Annotated in this window: 15 protein-coding genes; 8 read left to right on the forward strand and 7 right to left on the reverse strand. The window is 59.3% G+C overall.

The features are described from left to right. Positions 1-4: 4 nt before the first annotated feature. A complete protein-coding gene (locus tag F4555_RS07685) occupies positions 5-2,182 on the reverse strand; it encodes an alpha-1,4-glucan--maltose-1-phosphate maltosyltransferase (protein WP_115325845.1) in 2,178 nt (725 codons plus the stop codon). A gap of 46 nt (positions 2,183-2,228) precedes the next feature. Between F4555_RS07685 and F4555_RS07690 the strand changes: the two genes are divergently transcribed. The 3 genes from F4555_RS07690 (at position 2,229) to F4555_RS07700 (ending at position 6,787) form a co-directional block, all read left to right on the forward strand. Continuing rightward, positions 2,229-2,765 (forward strand): hypothetical protein, encoded by a 537-nt coding sequence (locus F4555_RS07690; RefSeq protein ID WP_036342101.1) that lies wholly within the window; start codon positions 2,229-2,231, stop codon positions 2,763-2,765. Between the two features lie 301 nt (positions 2,766-3,066). Continuing rightward, the gene (glgP, locus tag F4555_RS07695; protein WP_103758619.1) at positions 3,067-5,688 is read left to right on the forward strand and encodes an alpha-glucan family phosphorylase; all 2,622 of its coding nucleotides are present in this window, start codon (positions 3,067-3,069) and stop codon (positions 5,686-5,688) included. Between the two features lie 238 nt (positions 5,689-5,926). Beyond that, positions 5,927-6,787: a TetR/AcrR family transcriptional regulator gene (locus tag F4555_RS07700; protein WP_115325844.1), complete on the forward strand. Its 861-nt coding sequence runs from the start codon at positions 5,927-5,929 to the stop codon at positions 6,785-6,787. A 264-nt stretch (positions 6,788-7,051) separates the two neighbouring features. Here F4555_RS07700 and F4555_RS07705 read toward each other — a convergent pair whose 3' ends face one another. The 3 genes from F4555_RS07705 to F4555_RS07715 all read right to left on the reverse strand — a co-directional run bounded on the left by F4555_RS07705 (position 7,052) and on the right by F4555_RS07715 (position 10,343). Beyond that, positions 7,052-7,975 carry a tetratricopeptide repeat protein gene (locus F4555_RS07705; protein ID WP_103758620.1) on the reverse strand — a complete coding sequence of 308 codons (924 nt, stop codon included), beginning with the start codon at positions 7,973-7,975 and terminating at the stop codon, positions 7,052-7,054. 62 nt (positions 7,976-8,037) lie between these two features. Next, positions 8,038-9,048: a hypothetical protein gene (locus F4555_RS07710; protein WP_004011705.1), complete on the reverse strand. Its 1,011-nt coding sequence runs from the start codon at positions 9,046-9,048 to the stop codon at positions 8,038-8,040. Beyond that, positions 9,045-10,343 (reverse strand): hypothetical protein, encoded by a 1,299-nt coding sequence (locus F4555_RS07715; protein WP_103758621.1) that lies wholly within the window; start codon positions 10,341-10,343, stop codon positions 9,045-9,047. The genes F4555_RS07710 and F4555_RS07715 overlap by 4 nt, the downstream gene beginning before the upstream one ends. 194 nt (positions 10,344-10,537) lie before the next feature. Here F4555_RS07715 and F4555_RS07720 point away from each other — a divergent pair, with 194 nt between their 5' ends. After that, entirely contained in the window at positions 10,538-11,881 is a 1,344-nt protein-coding gene (locus tag F4555_RS07720; protein WP_004015348.1) for a coiled-coil domain-containing protein, read from the forward strand. Between the two features lie 527 nt (positions 11,882-12,408). Here F4555_RS07720 and F4555_RS07725 read toward each other — a convergent pair. Then, positions 12,409-13,188 (reverse strand): alpha/beta fold hydrolase, encoded by a 780-nt coding sequence (locus tag F4555_RS07725; RefSeq protein ID WP_231282839.1) that lies wholly within the window; start codon positions 13,186-13,188, stop codon positions 12,409-12,411. 56 nt (positions 13,189-13,244) lie between these two features. Between F4555_RS07725 and F4555_RS07730 the strand changes: the two genes are divergently transcribed. From F4555_RS07730 to glgX, 4 genes are all read left to right on the forward strand, one after another. Beyond that, entirely contained in the window at positions 13,245-14,501 is a 1,257-nt protein-coding gene (locus F4555_RS07730) for an N-acetylglucosamine-6-phosphate deacetylase (RefSeq protein WP_004011700.1), read from the forward strand. Between the two features lie 351 nt (positions 14,502-14,852). After that, positions 14,853-15,146, forward strand: a complete 294-nt coding sequence (locus tag F4555_RS07735; protein WP_036383775.1) for an Rv1322 family protein — start codon at positions 14,853-14,855, stop codon at positions 15,144-15,146. 10 nt (positions 15,147-15,156) lie between these two features. Further along, complete coding sequence (mnmA, locus tag F4555_RS07740; protein ID WP_103758622.1) at positions 15,157-16,341, forward strand: tRNA 2-thiouridine(34) synthase MnmA; 1,185 nt, start codon at positions 15,157-15,159, stop codon at positions 16,339-16,341. Positions 16,342-16,489: 148 nt separating this feature from the next. After that, complete coding sequence (glgX, locus tag F4555_RS07745) at positions 16,490-18,976, forward strand: glycogen debranching protein GlgX (RefSeq protein ID WP_115325843.1); 2,487 nt, start codon at positions 16,490-16,492, stop codon at positions 18,974-18,976. A gap of 62 nt (positions 18,977-19,038) precedes the next feature. On the opposite strand, the gene F4555_RS07750 is transcribed toward glgX, so the two are convergent. Together F4555_RS07750 and trpS are read right to left on the reverse strand one after the other, a co-directional pair. Continuing rightward, positions 19,039-19,350, reverse strand: coding sequence for an isocitrate dehydrogenase (locus F4555_RS07750; protein WP_115325842.1), 312 nt, complete (start codon positions 19,348-19,350; stop codon positions 19,039-19,041). 185 nt (positions 19,351-19,535) lie between these two features. Next, entirely contained in the window at positions 19,536-20,672 is a 1,137-nt protein-coding gene (gene trpS / locus F4555_RS07755; RefSeq protein WP_115325841.1) for a tryptophan--tRNA ligase, read from the reverse strand. Positions 20,673-20,776 lie beyond the last annotated feature (104 nt).

A 20,776-nucleotide genomic window follows, 5' to 3' on the forward strand; every position in this document is an offset into this window, starting at 1 on the left:
CGGTTTAGGGCAAAGTTGAAAAAGAAAAAACGTGGGCGCAGCATTTCGCTGGATTTAGGGACACGAAGTTGTCCAAGGCCCAGGTGAAGGTATACGGCGAGGTTTGCCCGTGCGACGCGGCGTCGGACGCGGCGTCGGGGGCGGTTAGTCCCCGGGACAGTTCGTCGGTGACGCGGAAGACCTTTTGGCCACGGTTTTCCGCCCGCCAGGCGGCGCCGAATTCATGAGGGGATAGCCCCAACGACGGCAAATCCAAATAAATCCACCCCTCCTGGGTATGGTGGGGGTCGAGGTTTAGCACCACCAACACCGTATCGTCCTTGCCAGTCGGACTGTGACTCGCATCCAAGTGCTTGGAAAACACCAGGATATTCTCGTTGTCACAGCCATGGAATTTGATGTTTCGCAACTGGAGCAAAGCCGGATGTGCCCGGCGGATACCATTTAATACCCGGTTCAAAGACGCGATTCCATACTGGTCACGCGCCTCCCAGTTATACAGTTTGATTTCATACTTCGGATTGTCGATGGCTTCCTCGACCCCGGGACGCGGCACGTTTTCACAAAATTCGTAACTGCCCCCCAAAATTCCCCAAGTCGGTGCGCTGAGCGCCGCCAATACCGCCCGCGCCTTGAAAGCCGCCGGACCGGCCGTCATGTACTCGGTCAAAATATCGGGGGTCATCGGAAAGAACGCCGGACGCAACACATGCGCCGTCTCGTAGGCCAGTTCCTCGAGGTACTCGGTTATTTCCTGTTTCCCGTTGCGCCACGTGAAATAGGTATAAGACAAGTGGAAACCAGCCTTGGCCAAGCCACGCATCATGGCAGGTTTCGTAAAGGCCTCGGCCAGCATCACAACCTCGGGGTGTGTGGCCTGTAAATCGGCCGCCAAACGCTGCCAGAACCGCACGGGTTTAGTGTGCGGGTTATCCATACGGAAAATCGTCACCCCATGGTCTATCCAAAACTCGATAACCCCGCGAATCGCGCGATAGAGCCCCTCGGGGTCGTTATCGAAATTCAGGGGATAAATATCTTGGTATTTCTTCGGCGGATTCTCGGCGTATGCTATAGTACCATCGGCGCGAACCTTGAACCACTCCGGATGTTCCTTGACCCACGGGTGATCCGGGGAACACTGCAAGGCGAAATCCAGGGCAACCTCGAGTCCCAAGCCCCGCGCCTTTGCCACGAAAGCATCGAAATCAGACAAAGTGCCCAGTTCCGGGGCTATCGCCTCATGACCGCCGAACTCGTTACCGATAGCCCACGGCGACCCGGGGTCATCGGGCGCCGAATGAAGCGTCGCGTTCTTGCCCTTACGAAACGCCCGCCCAATCGGGTGAATCGGCGTCAAATACAGCACATCGTAACCATCCGCCGCCACGTCAGGCAGGATTTCCGCAGCCGTCCGCAATGTGCCCGAGACAATTTTGCCATCCGCGTCGCGACGCGACCCAATCGAACGCGGGAAAATCTCGTACCAGGCACCCGCGAGCGTTCGTTCCCGGTCGACACGCAACGGAAACAGCCGGGTACGAGTCGCCAAATCCCGCAGTGGAGTTTCCCGGAAAATCGCCGCCACCAGGTCAGATGTCGCGGCTGTCAAGCGAATCTCGGGGGCATGTCGGGCTTCGCGCAAACCCGCAATTGCACCTTGGAGGATTGCCTTATCCGCGTCAGCCAACGGCGGCTGGGCGGCGGCCGTGGAACCCACCGGGCGGGGCGCCTCGCCCGCTATGGCGCGTTCCAACAGGCGGGCGCCTTCTTCTAGCATCAACTCCACGTCAATCCCGGCCGCAATCTTGACCTTCGCGTCGTGAACCCAAGTCAGATACGGATCCACCCAGGATTCCACCGCAAAAGCATAGCGTCCCCCAGTTTTTGCCTGGAGTTCAGCCTGGAAATGGTTCAAACCTTGCCCGATTTCATGCATTCGTGCCCGGTCGACTACCTCCCAGGCTGCGGGGTCGTCGACGTGCGGTAACGGTTCATAGATGTCATATCCAGCTTCGCCCCGGTCAGCCGGGGCGACGGGACGCAGCAGCACAGCATCGGCTCCGAACTGGGCGTGTCCTTCGACGAAAACCGTGGCGGTAACGGGGAAAACCTCGCCAATCGCGGCTTTGGCGGGAAAGCGGGTTTCCTCGACCACCGGCGCAACCTCGGTTACTGACACGCGCGGTATTTCGGCCGAAGCCGGGAGGGTGTAGTTCGGCGGAATCGTGGTTTTGGCGCGGCGCGACCGGCGCGAGGGCGCAGTGGCCGGGGCGGATTTCCCGGAACCCGGGGTAGTCTTCCCACCCGAGGCGGGCACGGCGGCCGAGGTAGGTTCAGCGGATGTCTCGAGCACAGATTTCGAGGTTCCCGACACAGTTTTAGTGGACGCGGCAACAGATTTGGCGGACGCGGCGGATTTCCCGGAACCCGAGGTAGCCTTCCCACCCGAGGCGGTCTTCCCACCCGAGGTAGCTGGGGCGGACGCGGCGGCCGAGGTAGGTTCAGCGGATGTCTCGAGCACAGATTTCGAGGTCCCCGACACAGTTTTAGCGGACGCGGCAACAGATTTGGCGGCCGGGGTGGCCTTCCCAGAACCCGAGGCGGCCTTCCCAGAACCCGAGGTAGCCTTCCCGCCCGAGGCGGGCATGGCGGCCGGGGCGGACGCGGTAGTCTTCCCGGAACCCGGGGTAGTCTTCCCACCCGAGGTAGCCATTTTGCTGGTTTTCGCCGATTTCTTTGCGGTAGTCATAGATGCATCCTAAATTATTCCCCCCAGCTTTTCTTGGTCAATGGCAGAAATTCACGAAAATTTGGGGGTGAGGCTCAATATATTTGAGCCTCACCCCAATTTTTTCATGAATTTCTGCCACCTCCCCCTGACACACTGGGGAATATCGACGGGAAAATCGGGTTTTGGCGACTCCGGGAAAAGTCGCCAAAACCCTATAAATACTTGGGAAATAGCGCGGAATTTCAAATGACACCCTTTAAAACCGACCCCAAAAAACGTGAAAAAATCCGAAACAACGACACAAGCCACGCTGAAACCCGTAGGATAGGAGGGTGAAAGCAATACGAAGATTTACTGTACGTTCTGTTCTTCCCGAAAACCTACGGCCTTTGGCGGCCTTGTCGCAAAATCTGCGCTGGTCGTGGCATCGGCAAACGCGCGACTTTTTCGCGTCCCTCGACCCCAAAGTCTGGGATGAAGTCGGACACGACCCGGTCGCGTTGCTAGGTTCCATCCCAACCGAGAAACTGGCGGAACTCTCTGCCAACCCCGACGTTGTACGTCAGGCCGCAGATTTGGAACGGGAACTCAACGATTATCTGACCAAGCCCCTGTGGTTCCAGTCAGATTTCCACAGCCCCGACAAACCGTCGGCTATCGCTTATTTCTCGGCCGAATTCGGCATCACTGCGGTAATGCCCCAGTATTCCGGGGGGCTTGGGATTCTGGCCGGCGATCATCTGAAGTCGGCCTCCGACTTGGGCGTGCCAATCATCGGTGTCGGACTTTTGTACCAATCCGGTTACTTCCGCCAGTCTCTGACCCGCGAAGGGTGGCAGCGTGAATCGTACCCCGTAATTGACCCGGATAACATGCCGCTGACCTTGCTGCGTAACCACGACGGCACCCCGGCTTATGTCAGCGTGCCTCTGCCCGACCATCGCACCTTGAATGCCCAGATTTGGGTGGCGCATGTGGGACGTGTTCCCTTGCTACTCATGGATTCCGACGTGACAATCAACGATACCGCCACCCGCCAGGTCACCGACCGCTTGTATGGCGGTTCGAGCGAACACCGCGTGGAACAGGAATTCCTGTTGGGCATGGGCGGGGTGAAAGCCCTGCGGTTGTACAGCCAAATCACCGGCGCTCCCACCCCCGAGGTCTACCACTGCAACGAAGGACACGCCGGATTCCTGGCAGTCGAACGGATTCGCGAACTCATGTGCGGCGACGAACGGCTGGACTTTGGCGCGGCTATCGAAGCCGTGCGTTCCGGTACCCTGTTCACCACCCACACCCCCGTACCGGCCGGTATCGACCGTTTCGACCGGGGCTTGGCGCATCGCTATCTGTCCGCCATCGAGATTCCCGGGGTTTCCACCGAACAGCTGCTGGATTTGGGGGCGGAAAACTATCCCGGCGGCGAACCCAATTTATTCAACATGGCCGTATTCGGGCTGCGCATGGCGCGCAAAGCCAACGGGGTAGCCAAGCTGCACGGCAAGGTTTCCCGACGGATGTTCCAGCAGTTGTGGCCCGGTTTCGACGTCACCGAAGTGCCGATTACCTCGATTACCAACGGGGTTCACGGGCCGACCTGGACCGACGGACGGCTAGCCGGCCTGGCTCGCGAACACCAAAACCCCGGGGAGCACGTGAATACCTACCGCTGGGTACGCCCGGCTTCCGAAGGCGGTATCAGCGACGAGGATTTGTGGAAGATGCGCTGTGATCTGCGCCGACAGCTGGTGGAAGATGCCCGGCGGCGGGTGCGCGAATCCTGGCTAGAACGCGGGGCATCCCCAGCGGAACTGGGCTGGTGTGATTCGATTCTCGACCCCAACCGCTTGACCATCGGGTTTGCCCGGCGGGTACCTACCTATAAGCGTCTGACCCTGATGCTGAATGACCCCGACCGTTTGGCGCGGATTTTGACCGACCCGAAGCATCCGGTACAGATTATTGTGGCCGGCAAATCCCACCCGGATGATGAACAGGGCGTTTCCCTGATTCAACAGCTGGTGCATTTCGCGGATCAACACGGAATCCGCGACCACATCGCGTTCTTGCCGAACTACGACATGGACATGGCTCAAACCTTGATGCCGGGGGTGGATGTGTGGTTGAACAACCCGCTGCGCCCCCTAGAAGCCTCTGGGACTTCCGGCATGAAGTGCGCCATCAACGGAGCCTTGAACCTGTCGATTTCCGACGGCTGGTGGGACGAGATGTACGACGGACGTAACGGCTGGGTTATCCCCACTGCCGAAGGCGTCGACGACCCGGTGCGCCGCGACCAGATTGAGGCCGCTGGGCTCTACGATTTGATTGAACAGAGCATCGCCCCGCGCTTCTATGACCGCGACGAAACCGGGATTCCCCGTCACTGGATGGAGATGGTGCGCCACACCATGTCCACCTTGGGGCCTCACGTCCAGGCACAGCGCATGGTCAGCGAGTATGTCGAACAGCTCTATACCCCGGTTGCGGCGGCTTCACGCCGTTTGAACGCCCTGGGTCACGGGGATGCTCGGTCGCTGGCCGATTACAAGGCGCGGGTGCGCTCCGGCTGGAACCAGGTTGCGGTCGGACATGTCGTGTCCAAGGTCGGTGATGTCGCGACTGTCGGAGACAACGTGACCTTCCACGCCGATATCCGCCTGGGTAATCTGCGCCCCGAGGATGTAGAGGTACAGGTTGTTTTCGGTCGAGTCACCCCTGACGACAGTATTTCCAAGTTCGACGTATATGCGATGAACTGCATCGGCGAAGAAAACGGGATGTTCAAATATGAACTGACCCGGGCTTTGACCCAGGCCGGTCCTTACGGATACCAGGTTCGCGTCGTGCCACGCAACGACATGATGGATTGCTACACCGAACTCGGTTTGGCAACCAACGCGGAACGCGCTGCGGACTCTCCCGATTTGCATTACAATTTCGGAAGCTAGAAGCTCTACTTCTCCTTTCTGGCGGTAATCCGTCGACTCCGGTCGGCGGATTACCGTTTTTAGGTGTCTGGGCGGCATCCGGACTAAAGCTTAAGAACTAAAGATTAAAAGCTTAAAAAGTGTGTCTTTATTTTGTCCGAATCGGAAAACGCATCGCCCGGCGCGCCATTGTACCGAATGTTCCAGTTTAGGGTGATACTGGCCTTAGTGGTATTAAAACCGGCAGGAAGGTGCGGAAATGGGTAAACCTAGTCGCGAAGTAGTCGTCAAGGAACTGACCAATATTTTCGAGGAACTCGGCTATACCGGGGCGGGAATGGCGCAAATCAGCGCGGCGACGCAGCTAGGGCGTGGCTCGCTGTACAACTTGTTCCCCGACGGTAAGTCGCAGATGATGCATGAGGTGCTGGCCGCAGTGGAAGCCGAGTTTCACGATGCCGTCATCGCCCCGCTGGAGGCGGGGCATATCGAGGGTATGTTCGAGGGACTGCTGGCGTTCTTTCGGGATGGCGAACGCCCCAGCCTGTGGGGGCAACTGACCTTGGATGAAGGCGGCACGGCTTTTCACGAAGCGATTCGCGATCACTATATGAATTGGCGCGGAGCCTTGACGAAGGCCATGTTGAGTGCCGGGGCGGGGCGCGGTTCAGCGGCATCCCTGTCGGAACGTACCATCAGCGGTGTGGAGGGCGCGCTGCTGTTGGCCGTGTCCTTGGACGACACCGGAGCCTTGGGGCGTGGCCTGCGCACTATGAGTGTCGAAATCTCGATGGTCATCCCCAAGAACCAATCTAAAGCCCAGCCCAAAGCCAAGGCCACGCCTAAGACTAAAACTGCGGCTCCCCCCAAGACCGCCCCCAAGACTGCGACTCCCCCCAAGACCGCCCCCAAGACTGCGACTCCCCCCAAGACCGCCCCCAAGACTGCGACTCCCCCCAAGACCGCCCCCAAGACTGCGACTCCCCCCAAGACCAAGACCGCTCCCAAGACCAAGACCGAGGCTTCCACCAAGACCGCGTCCAAAACCAAAACAGCCGCAAATTCTAAAACCCCCAGCCCAGCTAAATCCAAGGCTGCGCTTAAAACCCGGACTGCCTAGAAATCCGTAACCAAACCCGCTGTGAAGTCGGCGGCAAAGCCGTCACTCATGAACACATAAGCCCCTTATTGAGAAACCTCGATAACGAGATAAGCCCGCAACACGCGCCGCGCCGCAAGCCGACACAAAGCAAACAAAAGCTAGTAAAGCAAAGCCACCAGACGCGGACACACCCAAACATTCCACCAACACAGATAAACCCGCAACACGCGCCGCGCGCGTCCCGCCGCGTCGCGCCGCAAGCCGACGCAAAACAAACAACAGCTAGTAAAGCAAAGTCGCCAAACGCGAACGCATGGCGGGAACAATCGGATCGTCGCCCAGAATCGCAAAGAACTCCACCATGCGAGCCCGCGCTGCCTCGCGGTCTGCCCCGGTGGTCATCCGCACCACCGCCAACAACCGAGACAGGGCTTCCACCGCATTCCCAGCGTTGAGTTCAGCATCGGCCGCCGCCAGCTGTGCGGGAACATCGGTGGTAGGGGCGGCATTGCCGCGTTCGACGGCGGCGACTCCGGCGGCGGTGCCGTCACTTTCGACGCGCGCACCGAGCCGCGCCCTGGCCAGCAGCGGCGCGACGGCGGTTTCCTCTTCGGGGTTTTCCCGCACGTATTCTTCGTATGCTTTGACGGCGGGCGCGAATTCTCCGGCCGTAACCAGTTTTGCCGCCTCGCGCAGCGCTTCGGGTAGTTCGGGTTCGGGGGTTTCACGAGGTGCTAGCGATTCCGCTGGCGCCTCGTGAACCCGCAGCCGACCGGCTACGCCTTGACTGGCGGCGAGTTCGAGGACTTTATCGAAAGCGGCGCGCACTGTGCTCGCGGGCAGCGCCCCGGTGAAGAGTGGCGCGGGATGCCCGTCTAGCAGCAGGAACACCGCCGGAACACTCTGGACGCGAAAGGCTTGGGCAAGTTCAGCTTGTTCGTCAACATTGACTTTCGCGAGCACAATCTTCCCCGCATATTCTTGTACCAGCTGTTCCAAAACGGGGCCGAGTTGCCGACAGGGCGCGCACCACGGTGCCCACATGTCAAGCACCACCGGAACCTGTTTAGACAGTTCCACCAACTGCGGGAATTCCGCGATGGTTACGTCGCGTACCAAGTCCCCGTCCAGCACTGCATCGGCTGACTCGCTAGTTTCGTCGCCCACGCTGGCGCTCGCCTGATTTTTCAACTGATTTTCACTCATTTTAACTCCTTACCTCCATTGCTAGAGTAATAGAAGTCGGCAGCAAAGGCAACTTAATCCGCTCAATCAGCTGACATTGCGGTCACCGCTTCGGCGGCTCCCAAGGCGCGGATTTTCGCGTCATGGCCGCGTTTTGGAATCTTGAAAAGTACCAGTGCCGTATGGGTTTCATTCAGGGTGCTCGTAGCGGTGTTTTTGCCCACCCAAGCTTGCGCCACCGGATTAAGATTCAAGGGACGCGAGGATTTCATAGTCACGTCATATTGCAACTCGGCCATAATCAGCGCTTCCCCGCTGATGGTTCCCAATCCAACGAACCCCGCCCCGGGTTTGGCATTGACATTGACCTGCAGTCCGTGCGATTTGGATGCCAGCTGTTGGTAAGAGTCGCGGCGATGGTTGTACGCCGCCACAAAGGAATCCGCCCCAAAATCGAACCGGTTTTTGGCGCTGTCCCCCGGATTGTTTAATACCTTAACATAGGCCGCTGCCACTGCTCCGGGGTTCACAACCAGTTCCTTACTTTTGGCGGGCACCGCGGGCGAGCCAACTTCCGGTTTGAAGGTTGCGGGAAATTTGGCTTTCGGGAACAACCGCACGTGCCCCCACAACCCGTAGTTTGCCCGCGCCTGGCTTTGCACGAAGGCAAACATCTGGGGGGCTTCGTTCTGTGCTCCCGCCGAGACCGTAAACAGGTATCTTGGCCACGACCCGGCTTGACTGACGGTCATAATCTGGGGTTTCGCCAGCGGTAACGGTTTAACAGTGGCACCGTTGGCGACGCTCGCTACGCGGTATTCCCCGTTTCGCATCGCCAAGGCAGGGTTGAGGAATCTGGGGGCGAGTTGCTGCCAGTCTTTGGCCGCGTCCCCGGCGGCCGCGACCTGGTTGGCCTCGTTTACCAGCGCGTTTATCCGGGTTTCACTCAAAGCCGGGGGCTGTTTCCCGCCGGTGGGTGAACTGACCAGCTTCGGGGTGTATCCACAGGCTCCCAACGATATCGCCATTGCCACAGCCGCTGTAATCGCCACGGCGTGACGCGAGGAAAAAAACGGGCGAAAACGGGTTTTCATAGCTGTGCCTCCGGTTCGGTGTCGGTCGATTGCGCCCCAGGGTCGTCGCTGTCGGGTTCAACGGCGGTTTGTTTCGCGTGTCTGCGTTCGCGTCGGCTGGGTCTGGGGGTTTCATGAGTCGCAGAGGTGTCATCGGCGGTGTTTTCCGTGGTGTCGCCCGTGTTTTCAGAATCGGCAGCGAGCGAATCGGCGTCGCCATTGTTGGATGGCGCCTCGTGAATCCCGGTTAGTGAATTTAAGTAGCGCAATTTGCGGCGGCGCGGATGCAGTGAGGCTTCCACTTCCCCCACCGCTTCGGCGGCGAGACGGATGGTTTTGTCTTTTTCTTCGGCGGCGGCGCGGCGCGTCTTTGACCGCAACTCCGAGATGAATGACAGCGTGATATACGCCAACACGGCCAGCAGCGCGAGCACCCCGACGATGGTCATGAACCAGGCGGGGGCGAGGGAGGGTTCGCGGTGCCACTTGAGTTGCAGGGTCGGACCGACGGTTTTCGCCGCCGTTTTCGAATCGGTTTTGCCGGTTTTGGAGGCTCCCTTGGTATCTTTGCCACTCTTGGCACCCTTGGCACCTTTGCCACCCTTGGCATCCTTGGCACCTTTGCCATCCTTGGCACCTTTGCCACTCTTGGCATCCTTGGCACCTTTGCCACCCTTGGCACCCTTGGCATCCTTGCCGCCCTGACCGGTGGCTTTAGCCGCATCTGCCGCTGTTTTGTCCCCGGTGGCAACCGGGTTGCCCACGAAGGCTACCGCGCTCCACCGTGAATCCGACAGAGTCCATTTCAGGCTGACCGTGCCTTTCCCGGTGGCGCTTTGCGACCAAATGTCTAGTTTCCGCAGGTCAGCCGCGTCGGCTTGGGTGGGTTGGGCGGGTTTTTGCTCGGTTTCATGAGGTGCTGGCTTGGCGGGCGACTTCGTTTGTTCGCTAATGGCTGAATTGGCCTTTTTCCCGGAAACATGACGAGTCACGAAACTGTCTTTGCCGGAAAAATCGGCCAGCACCTCATGATCAGTAACGGCGGCGAAAGCTTGAACATCCGAGGTCAAAGCAATCCCCAGAAAAACCTCGGTGTCACGCGGGGCTCGCGCCGTAATCGTCACCGATTCAGCGGTCGATTCCAGAACATTCTTGCCGGTCAGCACTACTTGCGAACGGGTCGGAGGGGAGGTTACGGTCACAAAATCACTGGGACGCATCCAGGTCAGCCCCCCCACCCCCAGCACGAAAATCACCAGTGGCACCAGCACTAAAACCACGCCAGCAAAGTGTTTCGCGCGAAAAGTTGACAGCATAGGACTCCTTAAGTTCGGATTGCGACACAAAACACAAATTACTCTACCTACATTGCCCATACACCTCGACTTGCAATTAGAATGTAGATAATGAGCACGCGATACCGGTTTTACGGTATAGACTACTCTTGCAGATATACTATTTGGGCGGGGCAGGTGGCCCTTATCAAAAGTCTTTATAGGAGGACTTGGAAGTGACCGAAGAGCAGACAGATTTTCCAATCGTGATGCGTGGGTACGACCGCGTACAGGTTGACCTGCAAATACAGACTTTAATGACCGCTTTGGCGGAAGCACGGCGGGAGGTGGAAACCCTAGACGCCCGCAACGCCACTTTGGCGGGAGACCTGTCCGAGGCTCAGAAGCGTCTGCGTGACACCGACAAATCCAGTTATACCGGTTTGGGCGAGCGCATCGAACAGCTGCTGCGATCCGCCGAGGAACAATCAACCACCGTTATCAACAAGGCCAATGCCGACGCGGAGGCTCTGTTGGAGCGCACCCGGTCTAACACCGAGCGTCTGACCCAGCGCGCCGAAGCCGAAGCCGCGTCCATGCTAGCCGAGGCTCGCCGCGAGGCCGAGGAACGCACCACCCAAGCCGAAACCGAGGCCGAAACCGTTTTGACCAACGCCCAGCACCGCGCCGACGAGCTAGTCGCGGCTGCCGAACGTGAGGCCGCGTCCCTCCGCGCCGAGGTAAACACCCAGGTCAACGACCTGCGTGCCACCGCTGACCGGGAAACCGAACTGCAACGCGCCCAGGCTGAAAAGGACTATGTCGAGGCTCGCGTCAAGGCGGAACAGGAAACCACCCAGCTGCGTAACGACGCCGCCCAAGAGATTCAGGAATTGCGCGAGGCCGCCACGGCCGAAGCCACCCAGGTTCGCGAACAAGCCCAACAAATGGCCGAGAAACTGCTGGCTGAAACCCGCGCCCAGGCCGACGAGATTACCTCCAAGGCACGCCGCGAGGCCGAAGAAATCAAGGCCACCTCTGAGAAAGCCCGGCAAGACACCGAAACCGAGATTGCTTCTGCCCGGGCGGCCGCTCGTGAAGCCGACGCGCAAGCCCACGAGCAAGCCCGCGCCGAGACCTCCGCGATGGTCGCCACCGCGAAGTCCCAGGTCGCGGACGCTGAAAAACACTTGGGTGAAACCCTGCAACGTGCCGAGCGGCTGCTGACCGACACAGATGCCGTGGTGCGTCGTCGCCAGGAAGATGCCCGCCGCACCGCCGAAGCCACTATTGCCGCCGCCGAAGTCGAAGCGCAGCAGTTGCGCGAATCGGCTCGAGCCGAAGCACAAGCCGAACGCGCCGCCGCCCAGCGCACCGTTGAGAAACTGGAGCGCCAGCGCGAATCCGTCGCGGCCTACCTGGACGAAATGCGCGGTTTGCTTGGTTCCAAGGCCGCTGCGGCTATCGCCGGCTTGTCCCCGCTGGGAGGCGAAGAAAAGGAAACCCGCGTTCCCGTCGAGATTCCCACCGACTCCGATGTGGATGCTTACGCCCTGCCGGAAGAGGAAAGCGACAAGTAGCGTTGCGCTTGCGCCGGTTGCTCTAAGTTGGGGTTTGGGGCGCCGACGCGGGTTGGTTATCCTCGGTTTTCCTTTCGGGTTCACGAGGTGCCATCCGAAAACACAAGCTATTCTCCTAACACCCCCATAGTTTTGGCGACTCCTCGGAGTCGCCAAAACTTTATTTTTAGGCTTATTTTCAAAATGTGACAAAATCAGGAAATTTTGCGGTGGGGACGCCAAATTCGGTCATTACAGGGGTGTTTTTTCCTGAATTTGTCACGCCCGCAGTCCCGCGTGCGCGCACCCGCGAGACTGTTACAGCGCAGATTCCCCACAAATCGCCCAAATTCCCCCTGGTTTCCCCTCCCGTGCCCCTCTCTCAGCGCTTGCGCCGCTCCCGATGGCGCAGCGGAGTGCGACGCAAACGCGGGACTGGGGGGTGAAACTTTGGCGGTAGCCAAAGTTGAGGGGGTGCTCCCCCTCTCCGTCCCGCGTGCGCGCACCCGCAAGTTACCGGGAGCGGCGCACCGCCAAAAGAGTCACCCCTACATGCATTGGGGATAAAGGGTCATAATGTGGCGCGATGCCGCGCCGGGATTCTCGATCGGAATCAAATGCGAAGTGTCGTGAACCTCTATCACGTCCACTCCCGCCGCCTGTGCCAGAGCGGCGGTCTGTTCCGGGGGTGTAACCGTGTCGTTTTCCCCGCGCATCACCAACACGGGCTTGTGGAAGGCGGCGATTAAATCCAAACGATTCGGGCGCGACGCGATGGCGCGCTGTGCCCAGCTGATTCCCTCGTCAGTGGCATCACGTGACCACTGCACCGCTTGCGAGATAATCTCGGGACGAGCCCGGCGCGTGGATTCGGTAAACATCGATTCTACCTGGGGGGTCAGCAATTCTTCGCGCCGCCCCGCCAGCATCGTCACCAGGTTTTCGAAGCGTCCCGCCTTGGCATCCACCGAATCCGCATCCGCGCGGGTTCCCAATAGTCCCAGGCCAGCCACTACGTCCGGGTGGCGTTCCAGCAGTGCTAAAGCTACGTAGCCACCCATAGAGTTACCCACCGGGATAATGCGTTCCACCCCGAATCGTCCCATCCCAGCCACAATCTGGTCGGCATAGGCATCTAAAGAGGGGGTGTCCATCGAAGGCTCGGATTCGCCGAAACCCGGGGCATCCACCAGTAAAATCGGCACCCCCGCTAGGCGATCCACCGTGGGCAACCACATACGGTGATCAAAAGGATAGGCGTGCAACAGCAGCACGGTCGGGCCGGAAGGACCGGGGATAATATCGCGGGGAATCATGTTTATTCGCACTCCACTATTCTAGCTTTCCTTACAAGTAACGTGGCAAAAAATGGGATAATGCAACCATGAGTGAAGCATTTGCAGTTCGTGGCCGTGTAGTAACCCCAGATTCCATCCTGGTGGATGGCGCAATCGTGATTCAAGACCAGGAAATCATCTGGATTGGGGAAGCCCCTGAAGCCCAAGCGGCGGGTTTCGGGGCTCAGGTGGTAGCCGCCGATTCCCCCACTGACGGGCGGTATATCCTGCCTGGCCTAGTGGATGTTCACTGTCACGGGGGTGGCGGCCAGTCCTTCCCGGATGCGAAAACCGCTGACGAGGCTTTAACAGCAGTGTGGGAACACCGGTTGCACGGCACCACCACCCTGGTGACCTCGCTGGTGACGCAGTCCCCCGAAGTGTTGCGTCGGCAAGCCCAGATGCTGGCAGACCTGGCCGATGCGGGGGAAATCGCTGGGATTCACTTCGAAGGCCCTTTTGTCTCGGAAGCACATAAAGGCGCCCAAGATGCGCACTACATTCAAGCCCCGAATCCGGCTTTAACCAGGGAACTCATGATAGTGACCCGTAATCACACCGTAACTATGACCCTAGCTCCGGAAGAAAAACGCGCCTTTGGCTCTGGGTCGGTGGCGGAAGTTTTGATAGAAAACGGGGCGTTGCCGTCATACGGGCATACCGACTGCGATTCAGAGACCATGCGCAACGCCGCGCTGTGGACGCGCGAGAAACTCGGGTTAACGCCCGAAGGGGTGCGCCGTTCGCCGCGTTACACGATTACCCACCTGTTCAATGGGATGGAGCCTTTCCATCACCGTCAACCCGGACCGGTTTTGGAAGCCATTGCTGATGCGGCCGGCGGCGGGGCGGTGCTGGAGTTGATTGGCGACGGGGTGCATCTGCATCCCGACGCGGTGCGTGCCGTATATGAACTGGTGGGGCGGGATTCAATCGTGTTCGTTACCGACGCGATGGCGGCGGCGGGCGTGGCCGACGGCGACTATGTGCTGGGTGGTCAGGCGGTTATCGTCCAGGAAGGCCGAGCCTATCTGCGCAATGAAGACGGCAGTACCGGTTCGTTGGCGGGGGGCACCGCGCATCTGTTGGATGTGGTGCGCAACTCGTGGCGTAACAGTGGATTGCCGCTGATAGACGCGGTTTACTGTGCTTCGATGCAGGGAGCAAAGATTCTGGGTGAATCTGAGCGTATCGGTTCCCTGCAAGCCGGGAAGTTGGCGGATATGGTTGTGGTGGATGAAAATCTCTATCCGCTGCAGGTGTACCGCCGCGGCATCCAGGTTGCCTCGGTGCCGACTTCATGAGGTGCTAGGTGACTCGTGCTGCGCGTCGCACACCGCTTCGCTACCTAGCGCGGCGCAAATAGCGCGAAGAGAGGGGCACCCGGGGAAAGATTCAGGAGATTGAAAACTGGGAGAATATTTCGAGTAGCACCTCATGAACCTAGAAAACCGACTTGTGTCGTCCGGACGAGCCTACACGAAAATAGCGTTATAGAGTAGTAGGCGATGCAGAGTGGGCGGCGGCGCGTGGCGAAGCCATATAACGCCGCAGCCACTGTGCGCAGGCGTGAAGAAACGCTCCAGTGGAGCGTTTTAGCCGAAGCGCCTCAAGCAGCGAAGCTGAAACGCGATGAGGTTGTAAAGTAATAACTGATGCCAACCAGAAAGCGAGGGCGGCGACAAACGCCACGAAAGGAATGGCAGCCGTTGAACATGGAGCGGTTGGCCTCGATGCCGCGCACCGTACAGCGGCGCGGCGTAGACTATACGGTTTCCCGGATTTCCGGCAGTGAAAAAGCCTATATCTGTCCGGGATGTAACCATCCGATTGCTCCGGGAACCCCGCATATCGTCGCTTGGGCTACGGATTCCGGCTATGCGCCTTTCGGTCTGGACACGGGGGTGGGGGCTCGCCGCCACTGGCACACTCGTTGCTGGGGATTGTAAACTATAGCGCATGTCCAAAAAGGTGATTATCGGGTTGAGCGGCGGCGTCGATTCCGCCGTAGCGGCCGCGCGACTACTGGAACAGGGATATGATGTCCACGCTTTCTTTATGAAACTCGAGGAATCAGATTGCGACGGGGAGGATAACCCAACCGCCCAAGCCCTGGCCGATGCACGGAAAGTCGCGGCCTACCTGGGGATACCACCCGAAAAGTTCCACGTCTGGGAACTGGTCGACCGCTTTGAGCGCGGGGTGATAACGCCTTTCGTCGAGGCCTATGCCTCGGGTTTGACCCCGAATCCCTGCGTGCGTTGCAACCGGGTCTTTAAGTTTGGCTACGTCGTGGAACGCGCGTTGCGCGAGGGCTTCGATTACGTCGCCACCGGGCATTATGCGTGCCTCGACCACATTGGTGACGGGTTTCGACTGCGGCGCGGGGCGAGCCTGGAAAAGGATCAGAGTTACGTGCTGGCCGGGGCACGCGCCGAAATGCTCGCCCACGCGATTTTCCCACTGTTTGACGTACGTGACAAAGCCGAAACCCGCGCCGAGGCGCAACGGCGGGGGCTGCCCGTGGCGCGTAAACGCGACAGTTTCGACATTTGCTTTATCCACGACGGCGACACGCGCGGATTCTTGCGTGGCAAGCTCGGCGGGGCGCAACCAGGAGCGATTGTAGACGAGAACGGCGCGGTTGTCGGCCAGCACCTTGGCGCGTTCCTCTACACCGTCGGCCAGCGTCGCGGGCTGCATCTGCCCCGCCCCCACGAAGATGGCCAGCCACGCTATGTTACCGGGGTGGATGTGAACCGCAATGTGGTCACCGTGGGACCGTTAGAGACCCTGGATGTACACCAGATTCGCTGTGGACGGATAAACTGGCTGGTAGAGCCAGGTTTCGGACGGCAACTGTTGACTGTTTCTGGCCAGGAATCCAGAGAAGCACCTCATGAAACCAAAGAAACCGAAACGCCACTAACGGTACAGTTCCGGGCGCACTCCCACCCCGAACCCGCCACCTTCAAGATTGACGACCAAGACCGGCTGACCGTGATATTCCCGGAAACCGCCACGATTCGCGGGGTAGCACCCGGACAATCCCTGGTGATTTACCACGGCAATTGGGTTATTGCCCAAGCGGGGATTACCGGGACGCAATCCGCTAATCCCCGCCAGGACACCACCGAAAGCTAATTAAGCAAGTCCAGGCTTACCCAAATACCATCCACGGGGATAACCCCATGTCACCAAGCAAACGCCACAGCCAACCATGAACCGGGATTTGTATTAAATTTTGTTAACACGACCGTGAAATCCCTGATACCGTACATTCATGACCTCAATGCACCCCGAGGATCCGACTACCGCATCCTTCACGCCGACGAAAGAAATCGCGCCGGAACCCAAAATCGACCCGCATCACCTCGGGGCGCATATCACCGAGACCGGAGTCGCGTTTTCCGTCTATGCCCACCAGGCCACCGCCGTAGAGTTATGCCTAGTCACACCCGATTCAGATAACAACTATCGCGAGAACCGCTACCGGCTGCGCGGCCCAGAAAACGGCATCTGGCACGGACACATCCCCGGGATTCGCCCTGGCCAAATCTATGGATACCGCGCCTACGGGCCGTGGAACCCCGACGCTGGGCTGTTTTACAATCCGCAGAAAATCCTGCTCGACCCTTACGCCAAGGCCATCACCGGGACGCCACACCTAGGACCAAGACTGTACGCCCACCAGGTAAATGACGATTTGCGACCCGCAACTCATGAACTCAAACCCGACCCCCTCGACTCGCTACCCGACGCGGCACTCGGAGTAGTAGTCAACACCAACGCCTTCCCCGTCAACGATCGACCACACACCCCGTGGCGAAACACCGTAATATACGAAGCCCACGTCAAAGGATTCACCCGAACCCTGCCTGGAATCCCCCCCGAACTACAGGGCACCTATGCCGGGCTGGCGCACCCCGTCGCGATTCAATACCTGCGAGACCTGGGGGTCACCGCCATCGAGCTGTTGCCGATACACGCCAAATTTACCGAGCCATTTCTCCAACAACGCGGTGCCGTGAACTATTGGGGATACTCGACTCTGAGCTATTTCGCACCCGAGCCCTCCTATGCCACCGAGCGCGCCCAGAGCCTCGGCCCGCAAGCCGTCCTGGATGAAGTGCGCGGCATGGTTTCCCTGCTGCACCTAGCGGGAATCGAAGTCATCCTAGATGTCGTGTATAACCACACGGCCGAAGGCGGGCTGCACGGGACAACCCTGTCGCTGCGTGGGCTCGACCCACAACGGTATTACGTGTGGAACCACGGGTGCCCCAACCAAATGGTGGACTATACGGGATGCGGCAACTCGATGGATTTCACCTCTACCCAAGTCGTGGGACTGATGATGGATTCCCTGCGCTATTGGGCAGGCGAAGTCGGTATCGACGGCTTCCGCTTCGATTTAGGGGTAACCCTGGGGCGTAACCGCGACCAATACGCCGTGCGACACCCGTCCTTTGTAGGCATGGCCACCGACCCGATTCTGGCCGGCTGCAAGCTGATTGCCGAGCCCTGGGATATCGGGCCGAACGGGTGGCAAACCGGGAACTTCCCCACCCCCTTTGCGGACTGGAACGACCGGTATCGCGATGCCATCCGGGGATTTTGGCTGACGGATGGTTCCGCCCAGATGCACGGGCGTCACGCGCATGGCCCGCACGAACTAGCCACACGGATTTCCGGTTCCGCCGATTTATTTGCTTCTATAGTCCCCGAATTGGATCGCGGACCGGGTTCTTCAATCAACTTCGTCTGCGCCCATGACGGCTTTACCCTGGCCGACCTGGTGTCATACAACCACAAGCACAACGAAGCCAACGGGGAAAACAACCGCGACGGTTCGGATAATAACCACTCGTGGAACCACGAATACGAAGGCCACGTCCTGCGCGGTCGACAGTATTCCAACGACCCGAAAGTAGTGGAACAAGTGGTTCAAGTCGCCCCCCTGCGGCTGCGTAACCTGCGCAATATGTGGGGCACCCTAGCGATTTCGGCTGGCACCCCGATGGTTTTGGCCGGCGACGAGTTTGGCAACACCCAAAACGGTAACAACAATGCCTATTGCGTGGATTCGCCACTGTCCTGGCTGGACTGGAACTGGCTGCCCTGGCAAAACGCCCTGCACGAAACCGCGCGCTACCTGCTGCAACTGCGCGCGAAGCACCCCGTGATGCGCCCCGATTGTTTCGCTTCCGGAACCCCGGTGCAAGGCGATAAACTGGCTGATTTGTCGTGGTACGACCGGGACGGGATTCCCTTGACCCCCGGAGCCTGGCATGACCCACGCAACCGAGTGATGCAAATGCTGCGTTCGGGAACTCCCTGGAATGACGTAGATTTGCTGGTGATGATTAACGGCACCATGGATCAGGTGGAAATCAACCCACCGGTGGCTCGTTCGCGGGTATTTAACCTGATGTGGGATTCGAGCTGGCCAAATCCCACCACCCGCTCCGAGGAATCCCCCGATTCCCTGGGGGTTTCCGGCTATGATATTGACCTGGCCGATTCGCTTGCCCCGACGGGCACGGAAGGCGATTCAGCCTCGGGCGGTGGCCTGGCGGCGGAAGTCGGCCTGGTTCCCGGAGCCGGGGTGGACTTGACCGGCCCGGCTACTGAACTGCCGGTAACCGTGCGGGGAATGACCTCGAAGATGAGCGCCATGTCGATGCGGATTTTCTTTGCCGAAATCCCGGATAGCCATTGCGAGGATTCCCAGATTGATTTGCTTAACGTGCTAGGAAAGCTGCGCAACCGTGCGTAGCTGCGGGCACGGCACAAGACGGGTTGTCAAGCTTGATTGACGCGATGTGTCCATGAGGGAAATCAAGAGCCAATGGCCTTCGGGGTCGCCTTGAACGGAGACTTGGGATAGGCAATGTGCTCGCCGGCCGGGTTGTCACGGGCGGAAAACTGGCCAGCACGGAAGTCTTCCTCGCCGACCTCGTAGGCCCACTGCATCAGCATCTCGGTCGTCTCTGTGAGCAGCGCCTCGCGAGTCTCGGCCGAAACATGCGCCGAGTCATTCTCGAGATTGATAATCCACAAAGCTCGCTCTACCATGCGACTGGCCACCGCCGCCGCATGGTCGTGCCGGGTAATATTCTTGGCCAGATTCCCGCCAGTATCGTCTTCCATAACACCCCTTAATCGCTGTCAAATCTTGCCATTTAGTCCCGCGGCTAGTCCCACAGCGTCAAAACCCCGCGCGGGGAGCCACCACCGGTCGACGACGTCGACCCGAAAACCATACATCCTTATACCCTAACCCCGGGCGACTCAATGCCGCGCACCGGAAACCACCGCCCAAATTACCAAGCCAGTCAAAAACCGTAGTTCATCCCCATGGCCTGCTTCATCGCGCGCAAGGTATCCGCGCCCAGATCGGCAACCTTTTCGTTGCCCTCACGCAACACGCCCCACAGATATCCGGGGTCTTCCAACAATTGCGCGCGCCGCGCCCGGTGCGCCGCCAAATGTTCATTCAAAGCCTCGGTGACCAGTTGCTTCAGCGCTCCCCCGCCACCGCTACCAATCTCGGCGGCCAAGTCCTCCGGGCTTTGCCCGGTACACAGCGAGGCAATCAGCAACAAATTCGCCACCTCCGGGCGCCCCACCGGGTCATAGGTAATCTCGCGGTTGGAATCCGTCACGGCTTTCTTGATAATCTTTGCGGTTTCCTCGGCGCTAGCCCCCAGTTCCACTGTGTTATGCCGCGATTTCGACATTTTCTGGCCATCAGTGCCCAGAATCATGGAACCACGCCCCAACAGAGCCTGTGCCAGCGGCAGCACCCCGCGCGAATCCTTGACCTTGTTCCCGGCCGCGTCACGCTGCGGGTAGCGCTTGTTGAACCGCTTGGCCACCACCCGGGTTTGCTCCAGGTGCGGCAGTTGATCTTGCCCCACCGGCACCAGATTCGCCTGGGCACAGAGTATATCCGCTGCCTGGTGTACCGGGTAGGTAAGCAGCAGCCCGGTCATCGGCCGTTGAGCCGCCTCCATCTCCGCTTTCACCGTGGGATTGCGATGCAGCTCGGCTTCGGTGACCAAAGACAGGAAGATGACTAGCATCTCATGAATAGCGGGCACCTGCGAGTGGCAAAAAATCGTGGACTTCGCGGGGTCAATCCCCGCCGCCAAATAGTCCGCCACCAGGTTCAACACGTATTCGCGCACATTGCCGATATTGTCCCGGTCAGTAATTACCTGGTAGTCAGCAATCAGCACGGTCGTGTTTATGCCCAGATTTTGCAGCTCCACCCGGCTTTTGAGGGTGCCGAAATAATGCCCGATGTGCAAAAACCCGGTGGGGCGATCCCCCGTCAGGATTCGGTAGCGCTCGGTGCGACCCGCGCGGATGTCCTGCCAGATACGGTCGGAGGTCTCGCGCGCGGCACGCAGGGTGGCGCGGGTGTCGGTTTCGTTCGGTCGGGTTATTTCGGTTTCATGAGATGCCATTTCAATCACCGCTCCAGTCTAGCAGCGTCCCTGTAAGAATCAGCAGTTCAGCTACATACGTAAAATAGAGGCTCAAATCACGGGGAGGCACCTCATGAACCCGT

The organism is Mobiluncus mulieris (genome assembly GCF_014204735.1).
In the GTDB taxonomy this organism is placed as follows: Bacteria; Actinomycetota; Actinomycetes; order Actinomycetales; family Actinomycetaceae; genus Mobiluncus; species Mobiluncus mulieris.